Raw genomic sequence first — 20,151 nt, 5'->3', positions numbered from 1 at the left:
TGAGCTTATTTTTAAGGTGCGAAAGTTGAGTTAATTACAGAAGCAAGACTTCTTGCATACATACCGCCGTCTGAACGGCTAACAATAAACGCGTTACCTCCTGTTCGTCATTAAACGGCCAGGCAACTTCTACATCAATATTGTTGGGATTAAATTCTTCACCGTATATAATATAACTAAAGCTTTGGCGCATTTAGCCTCCATATACTGATTTCATCAACAATGAGCGAATCACCTGCGGTGGGGGTTGAGGAAAATATGATAGACGTTTCCTAACACTGTGCACTGTTACTTTCGGGACGTCACGCATCCGGATGCCATAAGGGTTATTTTTTCATATCCTTTGGGATATGTTTTGAGAAATAAGTAATTGAAAAATGAATAACGTCCACTTAAAAAAAAATTCAAAAAATATATAAGCAGTATCTGGTTCGTTGCTGGAGATTTCGTTTCTACTTGCTGGTTGATTATAGGATGTTACTGCGAAAAGTTGTCCATTTGGTAAGTTGGCTTAAAACTTGGACAGGTTCCTCTGTCCAAATACAGGTGCGTAATTCTAGGTTTCACAAGGAGGTTCTTATGAATCACTCCGTTCTTGATTTATTTCATCCGCTTATCCGCAAATGGTTTGTCGAAAAGGTGGGCTTGCCTACCGATATTCAGGCCCAGGCCTGGCCCCGTGTTGCCAAAGGCGAGCATGTCTTAATTACAGCTCCCACGGGTAGCGGTAAAACCCTGACCGCCTTTCTCTGGTCACTGCAAAAGCTAATTACCGGCGATTGGCTGGGTGGTCGGGTACGGGTCTTGTATGTTTCGCCCTTGAAGGCCCTTAATAACGATGTGCAGCGCAACCTGTTGAAGCCCCTCGAAGAGATGCGGGCGTATTTTGAAGAAGTAGGTGAGCTGTTTCCCCCTATTCGGGTACTCACCCGCAGTGGAGACACCCCGCAAAACGAACGCCGGCAGATGCTGCGCAGGCCGCCCGAAATTCTAATTACCACACCTGAGAGTCTCAATCTATTGCTCAGTTCCAAAAACAACCGAATGATTTTAAGCGGGGTGGAAACGGTTATTTTGGACGAAATCCATGCCGTCTTGGACAGCAAACGGGGCACCCATCTGATCACGGCGGTGGACCGGCTTGTTCCTTTGGCGGGTGAATTCCAACGTATCGCCTTATCCGCTACGGTCCGGCCCCTGGAACCGGTCGCTGAATTTGTGGGTGGCCTCAAAGCACGGCAAGCCGGTGAGGACTATCGTTATGAAAAGCGGCCGGTGGTTATCTTGCGGTCGACTGTCAAAAAACAATATAACTTGACCGTTGATGCTATTAAACAGAATAATGATGGGGTGGAGGGGGAGCAAGACGCTCTTTGGCAGGCATTGGCTGCCGCCTTGACGAAGGTGATTCGCGAAAACAATGCCACCCTGGTGTTTTGCAATAACCGCCGGACAGTTGAAAAACTAACCCGCTATATCAATGATGCCGCGGGCGAGCCCCTGGTTTACTCCCACCATGGCTCACTGGCCCGGGAACTCCGCCTGGCGGTGGAACACAAACTTAAACATGGTGAACTGAAAGGAATTGTAGCTACCAATTCCCTCGAATTAGGCATTGATATCGGCGAACTGGATACGGTAATTTTGGTGCAAACCCCGCCCTCGCTGACTGCTGCCGTCCAAAGGATTGGCCGGGCCGGCCACGGGGTGGGCCAGGTGAGCCGGGGGACTTTGTTCCCTGTTTTCGGGCACGATTTTTTGGAAGCTGCGGTAACTTCACTTAACCTGCCTGCGGCCGAGATTGAGCCCATCGCTCCTATTGAAGCGACCTTGGATGTGCTGGCGCAGGTGCTGTTGTCTATGACCGCCGTTCAGACCTGGGACGTGGATGAGCTTTATGCTTTCCTTAAGACCAGTTATCCCTATCGCCATTTGCCCCGGAAAAGTTATGACCTGCTGCTGGAAATGTTGGCGGGCCGCTATGCGGATACCCGCTTGCGCGAACTTAAACCCCGCATTATTTGGGATAAGCTGGACCATACGGTCAAAGCCCGGGACGGGGCGGTCCGCCTGGTTTACCAGGGAGGCGGCACCATCCCCGACAGGGGTTACTATGACCTCCGCTTGATGGATACCAAGGCCAAGATAGGTGAACTGGATGAGGAGTTCGTTTGGGAGCGGAACGTGGGCGAAACCTTTATGCTGGGTACCCGGGTATGGCGGATTATGCGTGTTACGCACAATGATGTGGAAGTAGTGCCCGGTGATCGAACAATTAACATCATACCCTTCTGGCGGGCGGAAGAGCAAAACCGGGACTTCTATTTTGCCGAAAAAATAGGCCTCTTTTTGGAAGAGGCGGATCAAAACCTGGAAACAGAATGGTTCGCGCATCAGCCGGTGTTCAAAAACACGTGGTCCCCATACGCCGTCGAACGGCTCCTGGCATTTCTCAAAGAGCAAAAAGAAGCGACGGGCCAACCTTTGCCCCACCGACATCATATATTAATTGAACATTTTGCCGACCCCCTGAACACGGCGGACAGCAAACAGGTTATTATACATACCCTGTGGGGCGGCAAAGTCAACCGGCCTTTGGCCATGGCTTTGGCCGCCGCCTGGGAGAGAAAGTTCGGTTATCCCCTGGAGATATATGTCAGCAACAACAGCGTCATGTTAATGCTGCCCCATAGTTTTGCGCCGCTGGATCTTTTCTCCCTGGTTTCGCCCCAAAATCTGGAGCATCTTTTACGGAGCAAATTGGAAAGCTCAGGCTTTTTCGGTGCCAAATTTCGTGAAAACGCGGGACGTGCCCTGCTATTGCCCAGGGCCGGTTTCAAAAAGCGCATGCCTCTGTGGCTCAACCGCCTCAGGGCTAAAAAATTAATGGCAGCGGTCACCCCATATGCCGATTTTCCCATCATGCTGGAGACCTGGCGCACCTGCCTGAAGGATGAATTTGATTTGGAGACGGTCAAACAACTGTTGGACGAAATAAACGATGGCCGAATCGGGATCAGCGAAACAGTTACCCACCAACCGTCTCCCTTTGCGTCTGATGTAATTTGGCGCCAGACCAACAAATATATGTATGAAGACGACACCCCTTTCTCCGACCAGCAGTCGGGTTTGAGCCAGGAATTATTGAAAGAGCTGGTATATGCACCTCATTTACGGCCCGCAATCCCGGAGGCCTTAGTCCGGGAATTGGACGGTAAACTAAAGCGGACCGCGCCCGGGTATGCGCCCCCTGACGGGGAGGAACTATTGCTTTGGATTAAAGAACGTCTTTTTATTCCCGCTGATGAAGCAGCCTCCCTTTTTGCCGCTATGCAAAGGGATTACCGGGCAGCTGATCATAGTTTAACCTTAGATAAAATTAAGCGCACTTTGGGGGATAAGGTGGCCTGGCTGCACCTGTCGGGGACGGAACAGCCGGGCTTGTGCGCTCTGGAAATCTTGCCGAGGATTGTTGCCTGCCTGGGTGTCGGCTTTTCCGATCTTACCCTGCGTCCCTTAATCCCTCAGGCAGCGGACGAGCTGTCGGCAGGCTTAAATAAAGCTTCGGCCCTTTTTGAACAGGAGACGGGTGCGGAGTCCGGGGAACTCAGTAGCGATACCGCCTTCTTTGTGCACCAGTGGTTATCCTATTACGGTCCCGTGCCGCGGGAGTTTGTCGGGCGGTGCCTCGGTCTGCCGGCTGAAGTTTGCGCGGCCGTTTTGGCCACCCTGCTGGAAGAGGAATGTATCGTGGCGGATGTGCTTACTCAGGGAGCCAGCCAAGAAGAGGTATGTGACCGTGAAAATTTGGAGCGCTTGTTGGCGATGGCCAGGCGTGCCCGCCAGCCGGAATTCAAGCCTTTGCCGGTGACCGCACTGCCCTTATTTTGGGCGACCTACCAGGGGGTCGTTGAAAAAGGGACGGCTATGGAGGATTTAGAAGATCGCTTTGAGCAATTGTTTGGCTTTATCAGCCAGGCCCAGCTATGGGAGGAAGCTATCCTGCCCGCGCGCATGGAGCCTTACTATACTGCTTGGACGGATAGCCTCATGCAAACCAGTGATCTGATTTGGTTTGGCCGTGGCCAAAAGCGAACTGGCTTTTGCTTTAGCGACGATTTGGAGCTGTTCCCTCCCGGTGTAGATTGTCAGGGAGAAGAAGATGAAGCGGAGGTACAGGCGCTTTTCCCGGATTCGCAGGGCAAATACGATTTCTTTGCGCTCAGCCGGCATACGGGTTTGCCGAGCGATGTTTTGACGCAAAAGTTATGGCGGCACGTATGGCGGGGCAGCATCACCAACGATAGTTTTGCCGTGTTGCGCAGGGGCATCCTGACCAAATTTAAACCCCTGCAGGCGGAAAACAAGCGGGGTTTCGGACGCCGCGCGGGGTACAGCCGCTGGTCCGCTTCGCGTCCTTTACAGGGCAACTGGTATGCCTTGCCGGAAAGTGCAGAGCGGGATCTCATCGAGCGGGAGGAACTGGTCAAAGACAGAATTCGCCAACTTTTTTCCCGCTATGGGGTGCTTTTCCGCGAGCTGCTTCACCATGAATTGCCCGAGATGCAGTGGCGGCAGATTTTTCGTACTCTGCGCCTCATGGAGTTTTCCGGGGAGATTTATACCGGGTATTTTTTCGAGCAAATCACCAGTTTACAGTTTGTTTCCCGGGAAGCCAACCGTTTCTTACGCCATGGATTAAACGAGGAAGGTATTTATTGGCTGAACGCGGCCGATCCGGCATCGCCCTGCGGGCTCAAGCTGCCCGGTATAGACGAAGACCTGCCCGCCCGTCTGCCGACTAATTTTGTTGTGTTTCATGGCACTCAATTGAAAGTAGTGGCCAAACGTAACGGCAAAGAGCTTTTGATCAAAACCGGACCCGATGATCCGGTTTTACCTGAATACTTGGCTTTTTGTAAAACTCTCTTAACGCGTGATTTTAATCCATTAAAAAGTGTAGTCGTAGAATCCATTAACGGCTTACCGGCTCTGAAAAGCCCCTACAAAAAAGCTTTACAAAGTATTGGCTTTACCGGCGAGTACAAAAGTCTGATATTGAGACGGCAATATTAGGCCGGGGTGTCGAGGGGATGTTTCAATGTTTCTCCAGCCGGAATACATTGAAGGTTTGTTATCAAAAACTGATTGTTAATGCAAATTGCACCATCAATGAAATTATAAGTACTATAAATATCCTATTAATTAATTAGCGTTGAAAACGTTAATAGTTAATATTATGGGAATCTGAAACACTTCTAGCAGCGATGAAAAAAAATCAAATTCTTTTGAGAAAGGATGATTTCAGATGACTATGCCGAGTAAAGCAGATATTTTTGAACATTGGAAAAAGTGGCTAATTAAAAACGGTTTCAGCTTACGCGAACCAAATTGTTGGGCCTGTGGGATATGGTGGGATTCTAATTATGATGTAGATGGCGGTGCTACATGGGGTGAAGTGCGGGAAGCTTGGAACAGGGTTCCTTTACAACGGTCCATATTATTCCTAAATCACTAGGTGGCTCTGATGATGTTGATAATCTTTTTTTAATGTGTCGTGAGTGTCATGATAGATCTCCAAATACCATTTCTAGGGAGATTTTTTTTGAATGGGTTAGTAACCAAAACTGGTTGAAAAGAAAACGAGAGCAATTATTATCAGAATTACAAACGTTTGGATTTAAAGAAAAAGACATGGAAAAAATTTATTCTGTCATGAGTACTCCCGATTTTAAAAAGTGGATTAAAGACAAAATTGGGATACATATGAACCAAATGGGTTATGGGTCAACAATTACGTTTTCATCAATGGTTGGTTGTATTAAAGAATATATGAAACAGAAAGATAAGTAATGTTGAGCCGAAACACCGTCAGATAACGGTAGATTGGCACACCGGAAATACAGGCATACAGTCCACCCGGCATTGCCAATCCGCGGAAAGTTAGGTGTCAGGGTGGAATATGTTAGGGTCATACTACACGGTTAAAATAAGGGAGGCTAGGGAGATGGTGAGAATTCTTTGGATAATGCTAAAATATATTGAAAAGTGGGAAGTGGAATGGTTAAAACAGCAATCCATTGGTGCGTTATTTAAAGCTAGGTTGGGATCACTTATGTGTATTGCATTAATGGTTTATGTTTTGACAACATTACTAGTGACGTTTGCTATCATGATAGGGAATCATTTTAATCTTCACATAGTCCGTCTTAATTATGACTATATATTTGCACCTCCCTTATTGATTCTTTTTCCTTTAATAGTTCCGCTATTTATAAATTGGTTTAATAGAAGTTTTAGATATTCGACTATTATTGTCAATTTTTTTGAAGTGGTTGAATTAGTTAAATTAAATGTAACTGGTTTGCGTTTTATGCTTGAGTCGGTATGGTTCATGTCTTACATTATGGGGAGTATTATTCTAACTCTGTACGCGGCTGGAGCTTTTATTGATGAGGTAACTTTAGTGAAGTATGTTGAACAGAATAAAATGTCTATATTATCGATTATTGGTCTAGTTCATATAGTAATTTATTTAACAATAAGAGTATTGATTCTACCGGAAGAAGGGATAATGCAGCAGTTAGTTAAATATAGAATGGAGTTTTGGATTTGGGTGGCTGCATTTATATTTACATTAGGTTATATAGTTATTAGGCTATTATCTCCGTTCAACTCTATTGATTTTATTTACTTAACGTTTGTTTTATTGATAGCTCTTGTTAGAATCATGGATATTTATAAGAAATTAAGACAAATAGCTGAGAAAATTAAAGATTCGTTATTAAATAATGAACAACAATTCGGAGCTCCACTCATCTAAAACATATTATGTATCATTTACACGAAATGACTTAGAGAAATTCTCTGGAATTTGTGACAATAGTTCCGCTGTATAATAATGCTTTGCTGGGGATAAAAGACAAAGTATTCGAAAACTCCTTACAACCTTTTAAGACCATTACCATAAATATACTGGGTTTTGATTGGTTCCAGGATCGCGGGCGCTATCACCATGTTTTTCATGTCCGAGAGGACGAGACCGGACGGTTACTGAGCGATGACCTGGAGATCCACTTCCTGGAGCTGGAAAAGATAAAGTCAATAAAGCGCAGGCCTAAGGACCGGTTGGATGCCGGATGATGTATCTTAATAATCTGGAAGGCGAAGAAATGGAGGCAATCGCTATGGAGAATCCCGGAATCAGAAAAGCCTTAACCATTGAGCGAGCTTTCTGGCAGAGCAAGCAGGAACGCAGGCTCTACGAGTTAAGAGAGAAGGCCACACGGGATGAACTTTCTATGCTAGCCGGCGCAAGGGCTGAGGGTGAGGCTAGAGGTAAAGCAGAGGGAAAAGCAGAAGGTAAAGCGGAGATGGCTCACGAGGCTATCTGCAAGTTTCTAGAGCGGTCTTTTACTATATCGGGGTTGCTGTACCCTTGATTTTTGCGCTCGTTATGACGCTTCCGAATAGAGATACTTTTCTTCTGATAGGCTTCGTTGCGGACAATGCAACGGTCTGTTTTCTGTATGGCACTGCCTCCTTTCAATTACCGTGATATTTCTGATACTTTTAGATGGTCTGCGGGGCAAAAAGTAACTTCGGGCCAACTTGGCCCGAAGTGGGATAGGGTTGTGATGTTGAGGAAAATATTGTATAATACTACATTGAAAATTTGCAATAATATCGTTTTAATCCCATCATAATAACAAAGGTAAATATTGATACGAAAATTATAAGAAAAGGGGTAGGAAAATGCGGAATAAGAGTATTTGGAACCCAATAGAATTTGATCCCAAATGGAATGATGTTAAAACAGAAAAATTTGACAATATCTACCCCTCTTGGGAAAGAAGACGTAAAGAACTTAATAAACACCCTGAACAATATCGGCGTTTTATCGACCAATTAAAAAGAAAACAAGCTATTGATACGGGTATTATTGAAAGAATGTATGACCTGAAAAAAGGTGTAACAGAAACTTTTATAAAAGAAGGTTTTGTAGATTCATATCTCCAGCATGGAGACACAGATATTGCACCGAGTTTACTTATGGATTATCTTCGGGATAATTTTGATGCTATTGATTTTATATTCGATTTTGTAAAAAATGATCGGCAATTGAGTGTTGGTTACATCAAAGAACTGCATAGCTTAATTACCCAGCATCAAGATTTGACAGATGCAATTGACCAGTTCGGCAAACATATAAAAGTGACCTTGCTTAAAGGGCAGTTTAAACAACACCCCAATAACCCCATGAGAGATGGTATAATTTATAGCTATTGTCCACCTGAGCATGTTGACGCTGAAATGGACAATTTACTTAATATATTTAACGAAAAGCTTAAGAATTTACATGTTTTAATTAAAGCAGCTTTCCTTCATCACGCTTTTGTCCGGATACACCCATTTCAAGACGGAAATGGTCGTATTGCACGCTTGTTAGCAAGTTTTGTTCTTATAAAGGAAGGCTTATTTCCACTTTCAATTGATCGTGATGATAGGACAAAATATATTGATGCTTTAGAAAGTGCTGATAATCATATTTATCAACCAATAATTGATGTTTTTGCTAATAATCAAATTGTTTCAATAGAACGTTCACTCAATTGGAAGACTGTTGAAGGTATAACAGGGTATGCTAATGTTTTGGATATGCTTAGTAAAAAGCTGTCTGATTATCGAGTTGCAGCAGCGGAACAGCAAAACAGGCGCATACTTGGCAATATGCTAAATATTTTTGAATTATTAAAACTTCAAATGGAGCATTATAAAGATGATTTAACTCAAAAATTGAATGCGAAAATTGATATCGGCTTTTGCGCTCCCAATGAGCCCCAATCGTACTACTATGCAAGACAAATTATTGATTATGCCAATAACTTTGATTATTATGTAAATTTGTCATTAAACAAATGCTGGGGACGGATGTTTATTGAAATTGATGATACAAAAAAATATCGTTTAGTATTATCTCTTCATCATTATGGTTATGACAACAGTACTTTTGCCCTCGGTGCATTTCTCTCAAAAGCAATTTTAGAGGGAGCGGAAAACCAAGCGAAGAGAGAAGTTCATAGGGAGTATATAGATATCCCATTAGGCATCCCTCCCCTTACAATGTCTTCTGAAAAGGAAGTCGCAGAACTAATCTCCTCTATTAATCAGCAGATAGAAGTATCTGTTATGGCCGTCCTTGCTTATATTGCAAATGAGCTTTAACTGAAGAGTGCGCGTACCTAAGACGATATCATATACTTCCTTGAAGTGTATGAACCCACTCTGACACTTTCCGCTTCGCGGCAAAGTGTCCCGTGGGCTTTCTGATGGCCCTGTTGGAGGCTCTGGCCTGCCGGAAACGGTCCTACTCCCGCAATCCCGTTTCCAGCAAGCCATGAAAAAGCGGGGTGTGGTTGTGGCCACACTCAGCTTTTTTATGGTGCGCCGCCTGTATAACTTGGGGGGCAGTTCTATTTCGCAATAAATACCTCAGCTTTAACAACCTGTTCAAGGTTTACTTGCCATAAGGTTGCTTGTATAGATTTTGTTTCATTACTGCCATATAACCAACCGTCATCTTGTCTATCTAAATCAAAAATACGATCCCAACTCTTTATAATTTTTGCTCTAAGCAGAAACATTTCTTCGCTTTGAATTTGAAAATCTTTAAGGTCATGCCAGGTAAAGCCCGCATTTTTATAATCCCTTTCAAGGGTAGCATCATCTGCTTCATCAAGAGGCAAATGCCAATAATTTAAAGGATAATGGAATAAATCAAAATCTGAAAGAAGAACATCTTTGTCATCCACTTCAATCGTTAATTGGACAATCTTTTCTCCGTGCATTGCATGTCCGCTTTCTCTCATATCCCGCCTTTTTCTTTTTCCTTCCCATTGATACCAGGCCCAGACAGGATAATGTATTATTTTGTTAGGTGGGAGTATGTTAGCTTCAATCATTTTATGCGACATCCAATTATAAGCGTATCGGAAGTTATCCTGACAAAGTTCATCCTGACAAAGTAAATGTTCTTCATTTGCAGCAAGTATTCCGGTCTCAAGCATTGTCTCATAGGCTGAATAATGTTGAATTGTCCACAAACGCATAAAGATCCTCCCAGAGTCGCTGACAGTTAAACGATACTGTGGGTTTTTCTTATTAATTATATATTGCTAACACCTAATCTCAACCCTTATTCCAAAAAGAAAATAACCTCCACCAAGCCATCAATCCCAATTTCTATTTAACCTATATCTTCCCCAATAATAATGATTATTTTCGATTATAATTTTATAAGTCCTTTTCATTGCATTTTCCCAATGGCAAAAAGTGACGGGTCAACCCCTGCCCCACCGCTATTATTTGTAAAACTTTCTTAACCCGTGAGTTATCCATTAAAAAGTATAGTCGTAGAATCCATTAACGGCTTGCCGGCTCTGAAAAGCCTCTACAAAAAAGCTTTACAAAGTATAGGTTTTACCGGTGATTATAAAAGTTTGATATTGAGACGGCAATATTAGGCCGGGGTGCCTAGGGGACGGGATATCCAAGTCTCGCTTGAGCCTTGCTTCATAGCTTTACGGCGAACTGTTAATTCCGGTTAAGCAGCGGCCAAGCCGTGCCAGAACGGAGTTTTGTTTCCAACTCTTTTCTCAACTTAATTGTCTTGGCCAGTCTTTTGCCCGCTGTTACGGATTTTTCCAGTATACCGGCATTTTCTGAGACTTCACCCGGTTTTAAAAAACCTACCGCTTTTACAGTATCAATAACCCTGTATCCCAGGTCTACAAGAGGCCTTGTTAATGCCTCCATAGTAAACCCCATGTAGTGTTCGTCATGCTGTTCGCAAACAGTCAGGGCAACAGCATACTTGCCGCCCATAGCCTCACTTATCCCAACCCAGCAGGAGCGGTCATCTTTAGCAAAGACTTCCATGCTGTAGCACCTGTCGATAAACTTCTTCATATTCGCTGACACGTTATAAAAATAAGTGGGCGAACCCAGCACCAGGCCATCAGCTTCCAACAAAAGAGGATAGAGTTTTTGCATGTCGTCATTGATTACACACTGGCAAGACTCTCTGCACTTTTCACAACCCCGGCAGCCGGCGAATTTATAATCGTGCAAAAATACAAGTTCGGTCATCGCTCCTTCTTTTTCGGCCCCCTGCAGTACTTTCATCACTAGGCGTGAAGTATTACCGTTTTTTCTTTGACTCCCCACAATCCCAAGTATTTTCAATTTAATTCCCCCGGTTGATATTTTTTAAATCATATAACAAACCATTTTATTAGTCCAATGAGTGTTTTTATAATAAAATACGACATAACGATCACAATGCTTGTTTCAAAGCTTGCGGGTCCTGTATCCAATAATTACCTGTTAACTACCTCTTGGCCAGTTGTTGTATGATTTTGTCTTTATGTAGATTCACATATCTACAACTCGGAGTTGTGCCGCATTTTCTGCATGCCATGTCATAGGCAGAGTTTAAAGTACCACATGTGGGACACGTGTAGTGTTCAATCATTTCCATATACCATTTTTCATATCCGGCTTCCTTGATGCGTTCTTGAGATTTCCATAACTCGATTCTATGCGGCAATTCGGCTTGAAACACTCTCAATTCTGCGCAAGGATATTCAGTGCATTCGCTACAAAAGTCTATCCCTTTTTCAGCCGCGCATTTTGCCATTTTACAATTTTCATGACAGTAAAAGCATTGTTTTTCTGACCGGCAGCCATGGCATTCTAATTCTTTAACCGGGCGCTGGAGACGTCCCGCAATCTCTTCAAGCCTTGCCGGATCTTCTTTGGTTCCAATAAATAAGCCACACGCGGGACAAAATAACCCGCAAACGGCGGCAAGCCGTTTATCTGGCATGCAAAGACTTTCCTTAGTCATTTCCATAATTTTTCTCCGCTCCTTCTTAATAATTATCGAATATCAATCTTTACCTGAAGGGCCTTATTCAAGTTGAGGTCCCTTACCGATTATCATTTTGCCCTGGTAATATCTTTGCCTGATTTCGGGCAGTTTTTCCAAAAATTTGGCCAGGCCTTGTTTTTCGATGCAGCACAGGTTGAAGAGCTTGATATTATGCGGTAGGACGTCGGCCCTGTCTGCCGCTGGGTTTAATTTGGCGCAGGGGAATTCCGGGCACTCAAAGCAGAAGTCGAGTCCGCGTCCGGTCACGCAGGCGTAAGTTGCGCATATGCCGTTAATGAACCGGCAGTTTCTTAAGTGTAATTACTAATCATTTTCGATTTTAATTTTACAAGTCCTTTTCTAGGAGAGGCAGAAACCTGGCAACGGAATCGTTCGTAAATCAGCTGGCGACCAAATACGCCTGGTCCGCATACATGGTCGAACAGCTCATGGCATTTCTCCAACGGCAAAAAGAAGTGACGGGTCAACTCCTGCCTCATCGCTATCATTTGTAAAACTTTCTTAACCCGTGAGTTTAATCCATTAAAAGCGTGGTTGTGGAATCCATTAACGGCCTGCCGGCTTTGAAAAGCCCTTACAAAAAAGCTTTACAAAATATTGGTTTTACCACAAGGGCCGGCTGTTTCTCGGTATCCAAACAGGGTATTGAGCCAACTGGGAATCTGGTATAATACGGGTAAAAGATTATACGGAAGGGGTGTTGGCTTGGCGGAGACAATGAGGTAGATGTATTCACGAATTAGCGATTTTGGATAAAATTATAAATAATATTTATACTGCCGATTTGTTGGAAGATGCTGAGACAATCATTGATGGTACCATAAGACCCATAAGACCCCGCCCTCTTAGGTCGGGGATAAACAGGCTGTAAGCTCGAAATAAGTGCGACTAAGGTTTATCGGATAGGGGACACACCATCAGCGGTCAGGGGACACACCTCCGTTAGCGGTCAGGGGACACACCTCCTTCGGAGGAATGTCCCCAACTTATGAATATCCCCAACTTATGAATGTCCCAACGTATGGGTCAAAACCCCACCTGAACCAAGTCTTCTTTATGAAAGGAGGTCTAAAAATGCAAACTGAAAAAACTGACACCGACAGGTTGTATACCTATGATGATTATTTAAAAATTGACGACGACAACCAGTACGAACTGATCGGGGGGAAATTAATTTTGGTTCCAGCACCGAGAACACTTCACCAAGAGTTAGTTGGTAAGATTTACAGGAGAGTTGCAGAATTTATTTATGATAATAATTTAGGCAAAGTATTAATTGCCCCGACAGATGTTCTTTTATCAGATACAGAAAAGCCTCAGCCGGATATATTATTTATTTCAATAGAACGTTTGAATATTATTACTGAAATGAATGTTCAAGGTGCCCCGGATTTAGTGGTTGAAATACTATCACCGTCAACGGGCAAAAATGATAGGGTTGAAAAAAGTAAAATGTATTACAAGCATGGAGTAAAGGAATACTGGATAGTAGACCCCGATCATAAAACTATTGAAGTTTTTATTTCTGGTGAGAAGAACTGGAATCTCTTTCAATCTTATGATGATGAGGATATATTAACATCTCCCCTAATAAAGGGCTTGCAAATACAACTAAAAGACATTTTTCAGTAGCGCTATTGCAACTTTAAATTTCCCGTTGAAATGGCTGATTACATTATTGCCGAAACGCAAAGGAATTGATCTCGTTAACCGCCGCTAAGACTCCCGCCTCTACAGGCGGGAGTCTTAGCGGCGATAAACTCGAAATAAGTGCGATAAGGTTTAGCGGATAGGGGACACACCTCCTTCGGAGGAATGTCCCCAACGTATGGGTCAAAAATAATAATAAAATATTATTCAAAAAAAACATGTTGAATCATGCATATGAAGTCTTTTTAGACGGTGGTAATAAATATGCTGAAATAAAAATAGAATCAATTTTACCTAAAACATTGAAGTTCACCCTTGCGACAGATAAATTGGACATACTGGAACTAATGGGTATATATTATATATTACATTTAACTTATCAATAATTAATACGTTAGTTGCACACATTATGAATATGCTGGCTTACGGGTTAGTAGTAACAGGACAGGAGTTGACTGCATGAGTCGCTTACTATCCACCATGAAAATGGATGTGACAATTCAGTTAAAGACAACCCATAATATGGCGTTTGTTTTTTGATTGGGAATGCCTTTGTGCTCGTATCCAATCAACTAAAATTAATGTACCTAACAATAACGCGGCGAGGGACTTGTTAAAGTTAAAAAGTTTGGCGTTAATGTTTTACTTGTCGTTAATTGGTGAGATGTGGGGTATTATTATGGCTCTAAGTGATAATGGGCAATACTTACGCGGCATAAAGCTTTTGCGGGATCAAATAGCATCTTTTTCTCAGTATCCCTTTTCCTTACCTGCGATTTGCACATTGGAAACCCTGGTGTTTCACCCAAGGGTTACCTTTCTTGTTGGCGAAAACGGGACAGGAAAATCCACGTTCCTGGAGGCTGTTGCGGTGGCCTATGGGTTCAACCCCGAAGGTGGGACGGTCAATTTTAATTTCTCCACCCGGGATTCCCACTCCAAACTGTATAAGTTTTTACGCCTGATTAAAAGCGCAAAAAAGCCCCGGGACGGCTTCTTCCTAAGGGCGGAGAGCTTTTACAACTTGGCGACAAACATCGAAGAGATTGGCGACGGACTGATCGATTCCTACGGTGGGCGTTCACTGCACGAGCAGTCCCATGGGGAGTCGTTCTTTGCCACCTTCATGAACAGGTTCGGCGGCAGAGGGTTGTATATCCTGGACGAACCCGAGGCTGCTCTTTCGCCGGTGCGCCAGATGTCTCTAATTTCCCTTATCCACGATCTGGTTCGGGAGGACTCACAGTTTATCATCGCCACGCATTCGCCGATTATCATGGCTTATCCGGACGCGGCCATTTTCAAGCTTTCGGCCAATGGATTCGAGGCGGTCCGGTACGAGGAGACGGAGCACTATATAATCATGAAGGAGTTCATGAACAACAGAGAGAAAATGCTCAAGGTGCTTTTAACACCCTGAATTACTTCAAAAAGCCTAAATTAGGCTTTAACATATCTTGCAATGCTGAAAAATCAACCGGAAATTCCTGAATGCCGGCAGCATACGGGAAATATTCGTACTGTTGAAAATAAACTACCACCGCATTGTCGGACAGGTAGAAATCCTGGTCGGCCTTAATGGTTTTGAAGGGTGTGATTTCATACAATCTCCCTTCCTTGACCCCCTCAGTGATCTTGTTTCCGACGATATTGCTGATATATAAAACATAATCAGCATCACTATTGAACAGGTCTTTAAGATTGTATACTTTGCCCGTTTCCAGGTCGATAGTATAAGAGCTTTGCACCGTCATACCGTGGGCACCACCGGTATATTGGTAATCCATAAATACCAAGCTCAGCAGACCATTTTGATTATATTTCAGCCTGTAATCAAAATAGCTTTCACATTTATTGGGACTGCCTGAATATCCGGAAGCCATGACCTTTTTCATTTCGTCCGCGTTTTGCAGTCCTTCATTCCTGGCATCTTCAGCCGCTTTTTTGAAAACAGAGTTTATATTTTCCTGTATGGCTTTATCATGCAACCCGTCAATTTGCGGGTACTGCAAGGTTATTTTAATTTCCTCGTTCTCTGAAGCCTCTTTTACTGTTTTAATGGTAATTTTATTTTCCGCTACGCTTTCAAGTTTGACCTTTTTGTTTTGTCTGTCCCACCGAGTTTTAAGTGCAAAGTTTTCGGAGAAAAAGTTCGCCCCCATGTAGGTAGTGTTTCCGGCGGTTGTGTCGTTATTGGCCACATTGTCTAAATAATCTCCGCTCATATAATAAGTATGGTCATTTGCGGTTATTGTATAGTTTTTCAAATCAATCATAATATTTTCCCCGGTTTTGGAGACGGATATGGGATTATCCTTTCCCGACCATTGTACTTTATATCCGAGTGCTTCACTGACAGCCCGCAACGGCAGATAAATATTTCCTCCGTCAATATAGGCGGCAGCTTTAATTTTAGTACCATCCAGCTCAATTGCAGGCTGATCGCTAATTGCTGCAAAGCTATATGCTTGTACAGACAGAAACAATATAAAAATAACTCCCATAACCAAAACCTTTTTAGTCATGATATTGATACTCCTTTAACAAGTGCAAATCTCAATTATATTTGACGATGTAATGCTGTTAATTGTTCCAAATTAGTGAATGCTAATAAATATTGATGATGAAAATGTGTTTTAAGACGGGATACAAAATCCCTCACTCATGCTATCCATTTCATTAACTGTAAACTTGGGAACTTGACGATATGTAATTTCGTCTATTAAATAAATAAACTGGTTTTGTAGAACCCACAATGAAAAAATTTCAGGCAATACTACTTTTCCGCAAAAGAAACAGGCTTATAGGCTAATTACCCGGTGCAGTCGCTATAGTAGTATTGTTATTGTAAATGAATTTAAATTTAGTTTTTCCATGCGTACGGTCAAATATCTCCTAAAAATATAAAAAATATTTTAACTGGTTGAAAGAAACCAGTCTTTTGCTGTGTCTAAAGTATTAGGGGGAATATTTTCAGGGGGCGGTGATTGATTAGTCTTATATTATCATAGCAATATTCAATGCTAGTTGTAACTTGTTATAAAGGGAGAGATCAAATGTTACCATCATTAAAACAAAAGTTAGCAAAAATGTCGTGGAAGAAGCTTTTGGCCGGGGCGCTAGTCCTTGGCCTTGTCGTGTCTGCTGTTGCCTTCATCATCATTAAAAACAAAAAACCCGCAGGAATACCTGTAAAAACAGCCCGGGCGGAGATAAAACCCGTTCAGGACAATGTTTTCGCCACCGGGCGGGTGAGGCTGGTGGAAAAACAGGAGTTTTACAGCTACGAAGAAACAACGGTGAAGAAAATAAATGTCAATCCGGGTGAAACAGTACATAAGGGCCAGGTGCTCGGGCTCTTAGACATCGATGATCTAGGGGACAAGCTTAGCAACGCCAAAGCCAACTACGCGGTGCAGCAGTCCAACCTGGAAAACGCGCTTAATCCCCGGCCGGAGGAGATTGCTCAGCTCAGGGCCGACTATAAAAAAGCCGGGGCCGACTACCAAAACGCCCAAAAGAAATACCAGAGAACTAAACAGCTGTATGATCAGAATGCTATAAGCGCCCAGGAACTGGAGGCAGCGGAGCTTGAGCTGATAGCAAAGGAAACGGAATACAAAAATGCTGACGCCAGGCTGAAAATCAAGGAGTCCGGTCCCACGGGCCCGGAGTTGGCCTCCCTTGAAGCGCAGGTGGAGCAGGCCCGCATCCAGATGGAACTGGCCCAGCAGGAGCTTGATAGAACCACCCTCACGGCGGAAATGGACGGCGTTGTCATCGCCGTGGAAGTGGCCGAGGGGGATCACGTCAATCCCGGCACCAGGCTTATTACCATCGGAAATACGGACAAAGTGGAAGTAACCGCCGGGGTCAGCGAGGCGGACAGCGGCAGGTTGAAGACCGGGCAGCAAGTTATAGTTACTGCCGCAGCGCTGCCGGACCGTGAGTATGCCGGGGTACTGCACAGTGTTTCCCCCGGCGCCCTGGTTCAAACCGGGAATCAGGGCAGCCAGATCGAAGTGCCGGTGATTGTCAGGATAACCGGTGACTCCGAGGGCCTTCGTACGGGCTATACCGTTGATTTGACCATTACCACGGTGGATATAGAAAAGGCCCTGGTGGTACCATATGAAACTGTGGTGGAAAAAGACGGTAAAAGTAAAGTTTATGTAGTGGAAAACGGTACTGCCAGGGAGAAAACAGTGGAAACCGGCCTGAATGTTGAACTATACACGGAAATTAAATCCGGGCTTAAGGAAGGCGACACCGTGGTTGTGAGTCCGGGTGACTTTCTAATGGATGGCGCCAAAGTTTCAGCATTAAATAATGTGCCTGCAGCCGGAGGAACTACATGATGATTCAAGTGTCCGATTTAACTAAAATATACAGCACCGGGGCGCAACCGGTGGCGGCGTTAAAAGACGTGAACCTCGAAGTCAAGGGCGGCGAGTTTGTATCCATAATGGGGCCGTCCGGTTCCGGCAAGTCAACTTTGATGAACCTCCTGGGCTGTCTGGATACTCCCACCTCCGGCTCATATAAACTGGACGGCATTGAAATAAGCACTCTTGATGATACCGGCATGGCCAGGGTGCGCAACCGGAAAATAGGCTTTGTTTTTCAAAACTTTAACCTGCTGCCCCGGATGACCGCCCTGCGCAATGTGGAACTGCCCATGTTGTATGCCGGGATAGATGCCCGGGAAAGAGTGAAGAGAGCCACCTCTGCCCTTCAGCGGGTGGGGCTGGCCGACCGACTCAACCACCGTCCCAACCAGATATCCGGAGGCCAGGTGCAAAGGGTGGCCATAGCCCGGGCTTTGGTCAACCAACCGGCGGTACTGCTGGCCGATGAGCCTACGGGCAACCTGGATACTCGCTCCGGGGAAGAAATCATGGCAATTTTTCAGGATTTAAACCGGGGCGGAGCCACCATAGTGCTGGTCACCCACGAGCGGGATATTGCCCTGCACACCTCAAGGATTATCCACTTCAGGGACGGCAGGCTGGTGGCCGACGAAAAGGTGGAAACCCCTCTGGATGCTGTAGAACAGTTAAGAAATCTGGGGCCGGGGGAAGAAAACGAAAGCCGGGCCGGGGAAAAGTCCGCCTCTAGCGTATTTCTGTCTCCTGAGACAATCCCTCATGCACAAACGGTATCCGACTCTGATACCGGGAGGGGGGAAACTCAGTGAACCTGTTGGAGAGTATTCGGGTGGCCCTGGAGGGTATCAGGTCCAATAAGCTGCGCTCTTTTTTAACCACCCTGGGCATAATCATCGGTATTGCCGCAGTGATTGCGGTAGTAGCCATCGGCCAGGGAGGTCGGGCCATGCTGATGGCGGAGATGGAAAAGATGGGTACCAACATCTTTGTCATCCATGTGGACTGGCGCAGTGGAGAGCAGCCCACCGGCAGGATGTTTGAACTTAGTGACGTACAGGTGCTCAAAGACAAGGTGCCGGGAATAACACATCTTTCCGCCAACAGCACCACCATGGAGGATGTCAGAGGCTCCAAGGACAAAAAATATGCGCAAGTCTGGGGAGTATCTTCGGACTATGAGCACATCAGAAATTTGAATATAAAAAGAGGACATTTCTTCAGCCAGGGAGATGATTCTCTGGGCCGGAGGGTTGCCGTGCTGGACGAGGCGCTGGCCGATAAAATTTTTGGCCGCTCTGAGCCCGTGGGGAATAAAGTGAGTATAGGCAGCACACCATTTTTAGTGGTGGGCGTGGTAGCCAGGGGCGACTCCATGATGGGCTTTTCGGAAGAGGCCAGAGTATTTATTCCCAGCCGGTCCTGGCACAACATGTTCGGCATATATGTAAACAACCTGGAAGGCAGCGCTGTATCCAGGGAAAAGGTGCAGGAAACCATGGATCAGGCTGTAAAGGTGCTGGAACGGCGGCATCGCAGTTCCGCCCAATACGTCGGTTACAACATGGAGCAAGAGATGCAGTCGGCCAACCAAATAACCGGCATCATGACCTTGATTATCGGTGCCATTGCCGGGATATCACTTTTGGTGGGCGGCATCGGGGTGATGAACATCATGCTGGTTTCCGTCACTGAGCGCACCAGGGAAATCGGTATCCGCATGGCCCTGGGGGCCAGGCGCAGGGATATATTGACCCAGTTTCTCATTGAATCGGTGGTGCTTTGCTTGCTTGGGGGCATAATCGGTATGATGCTTGGTGTAGGAGGAGCCTTTCTGATCGCCAAGTTGGCCAAGTGGCCGCCCCTGGTGTCCTGGTGGACAATGTTGATTGCATTTGCCTTCTCCGCCACTATTGGAATAATTTTCGGCATGCTCCCCGCCAACAAGGCGGCCAAGATGAACCCCATCGAAGCACTGCGGAGAGATTAAACAAAAGATTAAATTTTACGATAAAAACAGGCGTTTGTTTCGAGAGCAGCCCCATATATGGGCCTGCGATTATTACTTACAAGCTCATTGAAAACCTGTCTAAAAAGTGGCTGGGTGACGCGACCGAATTGAGCACAATTAGTAAATCCCCGCCGGGAAATGTAACAATGGAA

The 20,151-nt window shown here is 44.8% G+C and carries 17 protein-coding genes; 11 read left to right on the top strand and 6 right to left on the bottom strand.

Annotated elements, in window-relative coordinates; all coding sequences use genetic code 11:
- Positions 1–34: 34 nt before the first annotated feature.
- The gene (locus DESGI_RS24610) at positions 35–193 is read right to left on the bottom strand and encodes a hypothetical protein (protein ID WP_006523535.1); all 159 of its coding nucleotides are present in this window, start codon (positions 191–193) and stop codon (positions 35–37) included.
- 386 nt (positions 194–579) lie between these two features.
- On the opposite strand from DESGI_RS24610, the gene DESGI_RS13775 reads away from it, so the two are divergent.
- The 6 genes from DESGI_RS13775 (at position 580) to DESGI_RS13750 (ending at position 9,225) form a co-directional block, all read left to right on the top strand.
- A complete protein-coding gene (locus DESGI_RS13775) occupies positions 580–5,076 on the top strand; it encodes a DEAD/DEAH box helicase (protein WP_006523536.1) in 4,497 nt (1,498 codons plus the stop codon).
- 393 nt (positions 5,077–5,469) lie between these two features.
- Positions 5,470–5,853 (top strand): HNH endonuclease, encoded by a 384-nt coding sequence (locus tag DESGI_RS13765; protein ID WP_006523538.1) that lies wholly within the window; start codon positions 5,470–5,472, stop codon positions 5,851–5,853.
- Positions 5,854–6,007: 154 nt separating this feature from the next.
- Positions 6,008–6,823, top strand: coding sequence for a hypothetical protein (locus DESGI_RS23155; RefSeq protein ID WP_006523539.1), 816 nt, complete (start codon positions 6,008–6,010; stop codon positions 6,821–6,823).
- A gap of 53 nt (positions 6,824–6,876) precedes the next feature.
- Positions 6,877–7,143 (top strand): PD-(D/E)XK nuclease family transposase, encoded by a 267-nt coding sequence (locus DESGI_RS26120; RefSeq protein ID WP_006523540.1) that lies wholly within the window; start codon positions 6,877–6,879, stop codon positions 7,141–7,143.
- Complete coding sequence (locus DESGI_RS26115; RefSeq protein WP_006523541.1) at positions 7,140–7,442, top strand: PD-(D/E)XK nuclease family transposase; 303 nt, start codon at positions 7,140–7,142, stop codon at positions 7,440–7,442. Before DESGI_RS26120 ends, DESGI_RS26115 begins: the two co-directional genes overlap by 4 nt.
- Positions 7,443–7,755: 313 nt before the next feature.
- Positions 7,756–9,225 (top strand): Fic family protein, encoded by a 1,470-nt coding sequence (locus DESGI_RS13750; RefSeq protein ID WP_006523542.1) that lies wholly within the window; start codon positions 7,756–7,758, stop codon positions 9,223–9,225.
- 248 nt (positions 9,226–9,473) lie between these two features.
- On the opposite strand, the gene DESGI_RS13745 is transcribed toward DESGI_RS13750, so the two are convergent.
- From DESGI_RS13745 to DESGI_RS26455, 4 genes are all read right to left on the bottom strand, one after another.
- Positions 9,474–10,109 (bottom strand): DUF3841 domain-containing protein, encoded by a 636-nt coding sequence (locus tag DESGI_RS13745; RefSeq protein WP_006523543.1) that lies wholly within the window; start codon positions 10,107–10,109, stop codon positions 9,474–9,476.
- A gap of 484 nt (positions 10,110–10,593) precedes the next feature.
- Positions 10,594–11,244, bottom strand: coding sequence for a flavodoxin family protein (locus DESGI_RS13740; RefSeq protein ID WP_006523544.1), 651 nt, complete (start codon positions 11,242–11,244; stop codon positions 10,594–10,596).
- A gap of 145 nt (positions 11,245–11,389) precedes the next feature.
- Complete coding sequence (locus DESGI_RS13735; RefSeq protein ID WP_006523545.1) at positions 11,390–11,914, bottom strand: DUF3795 domain-containing protein; 525 nt, start codon at positions 11,912–11,914, stop codon at positions 11,390–11,392.
- Positions 11,915–11,971: 57 nt separating this feature from the next.
- A complete protein-coding gene (locus DESGI_RS26455) occupies positions 11,972–12,229 on the bottom strand; it encodes a DUF3795 domain-containing protein (RefSeq protein ID WP_083939855.1) in 258 nt (85 codons plus the stop codon).
- A gap of 798 nt (positions 12,230–13,027) precedes the next feature.
- On the opposite strand from DESGI_RS26455, the gene DESGI_RS13730 reads away from it, so the two are divergent.
- Both DESGI_RS13730 and DESGI_RS13725 read left to right on the top strand, forming a co-directional pair.
- A complete protein-coding gene (locus tag DESGI_RS13730; RefSeq protein ID WP_006523546.1) occupies positions 13,028–13,585 on the top strand; it encodes a Uma2 family endonuclease in 558 nt (185 codons plus the stop codon).
- 697 nt (positions 13,586–14,282) lie between these two features.
- Complete coding sequence (locus DESGI_RS13725; protein ID WP_041285515.1) at positions 14,283–15,023, top strand: AAA family ATPase; 741 nt, start codon at positions 14,283–14,285, stop codon at positions 15,021–15,023.
- A gap of 1 nt (position 15,024) precedes the next feature.
- On the opposite strand, the gene DESGI_RS13720 is transcribed toward DESGI_RS13725, so the two are convergent.
- A complete protein-coding gene (locus tag DESGI_RS13720; RefSeq protein ID WP_006523548.1) occupies positions 15,025–16,128 on the bottom strand; it encodes a PdaC/SigV domain-containing protein in 1,104 nt (367 codons plus the stop codon).
- Positions 16,129–16,659: 531 nt separating this feature from the next.
- Here DESGI_RS13720 and DESGI_RS13715 point away from each other — a divergent pair.
- From DESGI_RS13715 to DESGI_RS13705, 3 genes are read left to right on the top strand one after another with little or no spacing between them, the layout of a single operon-like run.
- Positions 16,660–17,961: an efflux RND transporter periplasmic adaptor subunit gene (locus tag DESGI_RS13715; protein WP_006523549.1), complete on the top strand. Its 1,302-nt coding sequence runs from the start codon at positions 16,660–16,662 to the stop codon at positions 17,959–17,961.
- Positions 17,958–18,800 (top strand): ABC transporter ATP-binding protein, encoded by an 843-nt coding sequence (locus DESGI_RS13710; RefSeq protein ID WP_006523550.1) that lies wholly within the window; start codon positions 17,958–17,960, stop codon positions 18,798–18,800. The genes DESGI_RS13715 and DESGI_RS13710 overlap by 4 nt, the downstream gene beginning before the upstream one ends.
- The gene (locus DESGI_RS13705; protein WP_006523551.1) at positions 18,797–19,978 is read left to right on the top strand and encodes an ABC transporter permease; all 1,182 of its coding nucleotides are present in this window, start codon (positions 18,797–18,799) and stop codon (positions 19,976–19,978) included. Before DESGI_RS13710 ends, DESGI_RS13705 begins: the two co-directional genes overlap by 4 nt.
- The last annotated feature ends 173 nt before the right edge of the window (positions 19,979–20,151 follow it).

The organism is Desulfoscipio gibsoniae DSM 7213 (assembly GCF_000233715.2).
In the GTDB taxonomy this organism is placed as follows: domain Bacteria; phylum Bacillota; class Desulfotomaculia; order Desulfotomaculales; family Desulfallaceae; genus Sporotomaculum; species Sporotomaculum gibsoniae.
Note: the sequence above shows the minus strand (reverse complement) of the source record. Positions and strands in the feature narration are given on the sequence as shown.

What these genes read in the sequence shown, in the direction of transcription:
- DESGI_RS13710 (WP_006523550.1), top strand. Translation starts at nt 17,958, where the DNA reads ATGATGATTCAAGTGTCCGATTTAACTAAAATATACAGCACCGGGGCG.
- DESGI_RS13730 (WP_006523546.1), top strand. Translation starts at nt 13,028, where the DNA reads ATGCAAACTGAAAAAACTGACACCGACAGGTTGTATACCTATGATGAT.
- DESGI_RS24610 (WP_006523535.1), bottom strand. Translation starts at nt 193, where the DNA reads ATGCGCCAAAGCTTTAGTTATATTATATACGGTGAAGAATTTAATCCC.
- DESGI_RS13715 (WP_006523549.1), top strand. Translation starts at nt 16,660, where the DNA reads ATGTTACCATCATTAAAACAAAAGTTAGCAAAAATGTCGTGGAAGAAG.
- DESGI_RS13775 (WP_006523536.1), top strand. Translation starts at nt 580, where the DNA reads ATGAATCACTCCGTTCTTGATTTATTTCATCCGCTTATCCGCAAATGG.
- DESGI_RS13745 (WP_006523543.1), bottom strand. Translation starts at nt 10,109, where the DNA reads ATGCGTTTGTGGACAATTCAACATTATTCAGCCTATGAGACAATGCTT.
- DESGI_RS13735 (WP_006523545.1), bottom strand. Translation starts at nt 11,914, where the DNA reads ATGGAAATGACTAAGGAAAGTCTTTGCATGCCAGATAAACGGCTTGCC.
- DESGI_RS13750 (WP_006523542.1), top strand. Translation starts at nt 7,756, where the DNA reads ATGCGGAATAAGAGTATTTGGAACCCAATAGAATTTGATCCCAAATGG.
- DESGI_RS13725 (WP_041285515.1), top strand. Translation starts at nt 14,283, where the DNA reads ATGGCTCTAAGTGATAATGGGCAATACTTACGCGGCATAAAGCTTTTG.
- DESGI_RS13720 (WP_006523548.1), bottom strand. Translation starts at nt 16,128, where the DNA reads ATGACTAAAAAGGTTTTGGTTATGGGAGTTATTTTTATATTGTTTCTG.
- DESGI_RS26115 (WP_006523541.1), top strand. Translation starts at nt 7,140, where the DNA reads ATGATGTATCTTAATAATCTGGAAGGCGAAGAAATGGAGGCAATCGCT.
- DESGI_RS23155 (WP_006523539.1), top strand. Translation starts at nt 6,008, where the DNA reads ATGGTGAGAATTCTTTGGATAATGCTAAAATATATTGAAAAGTGGGAA.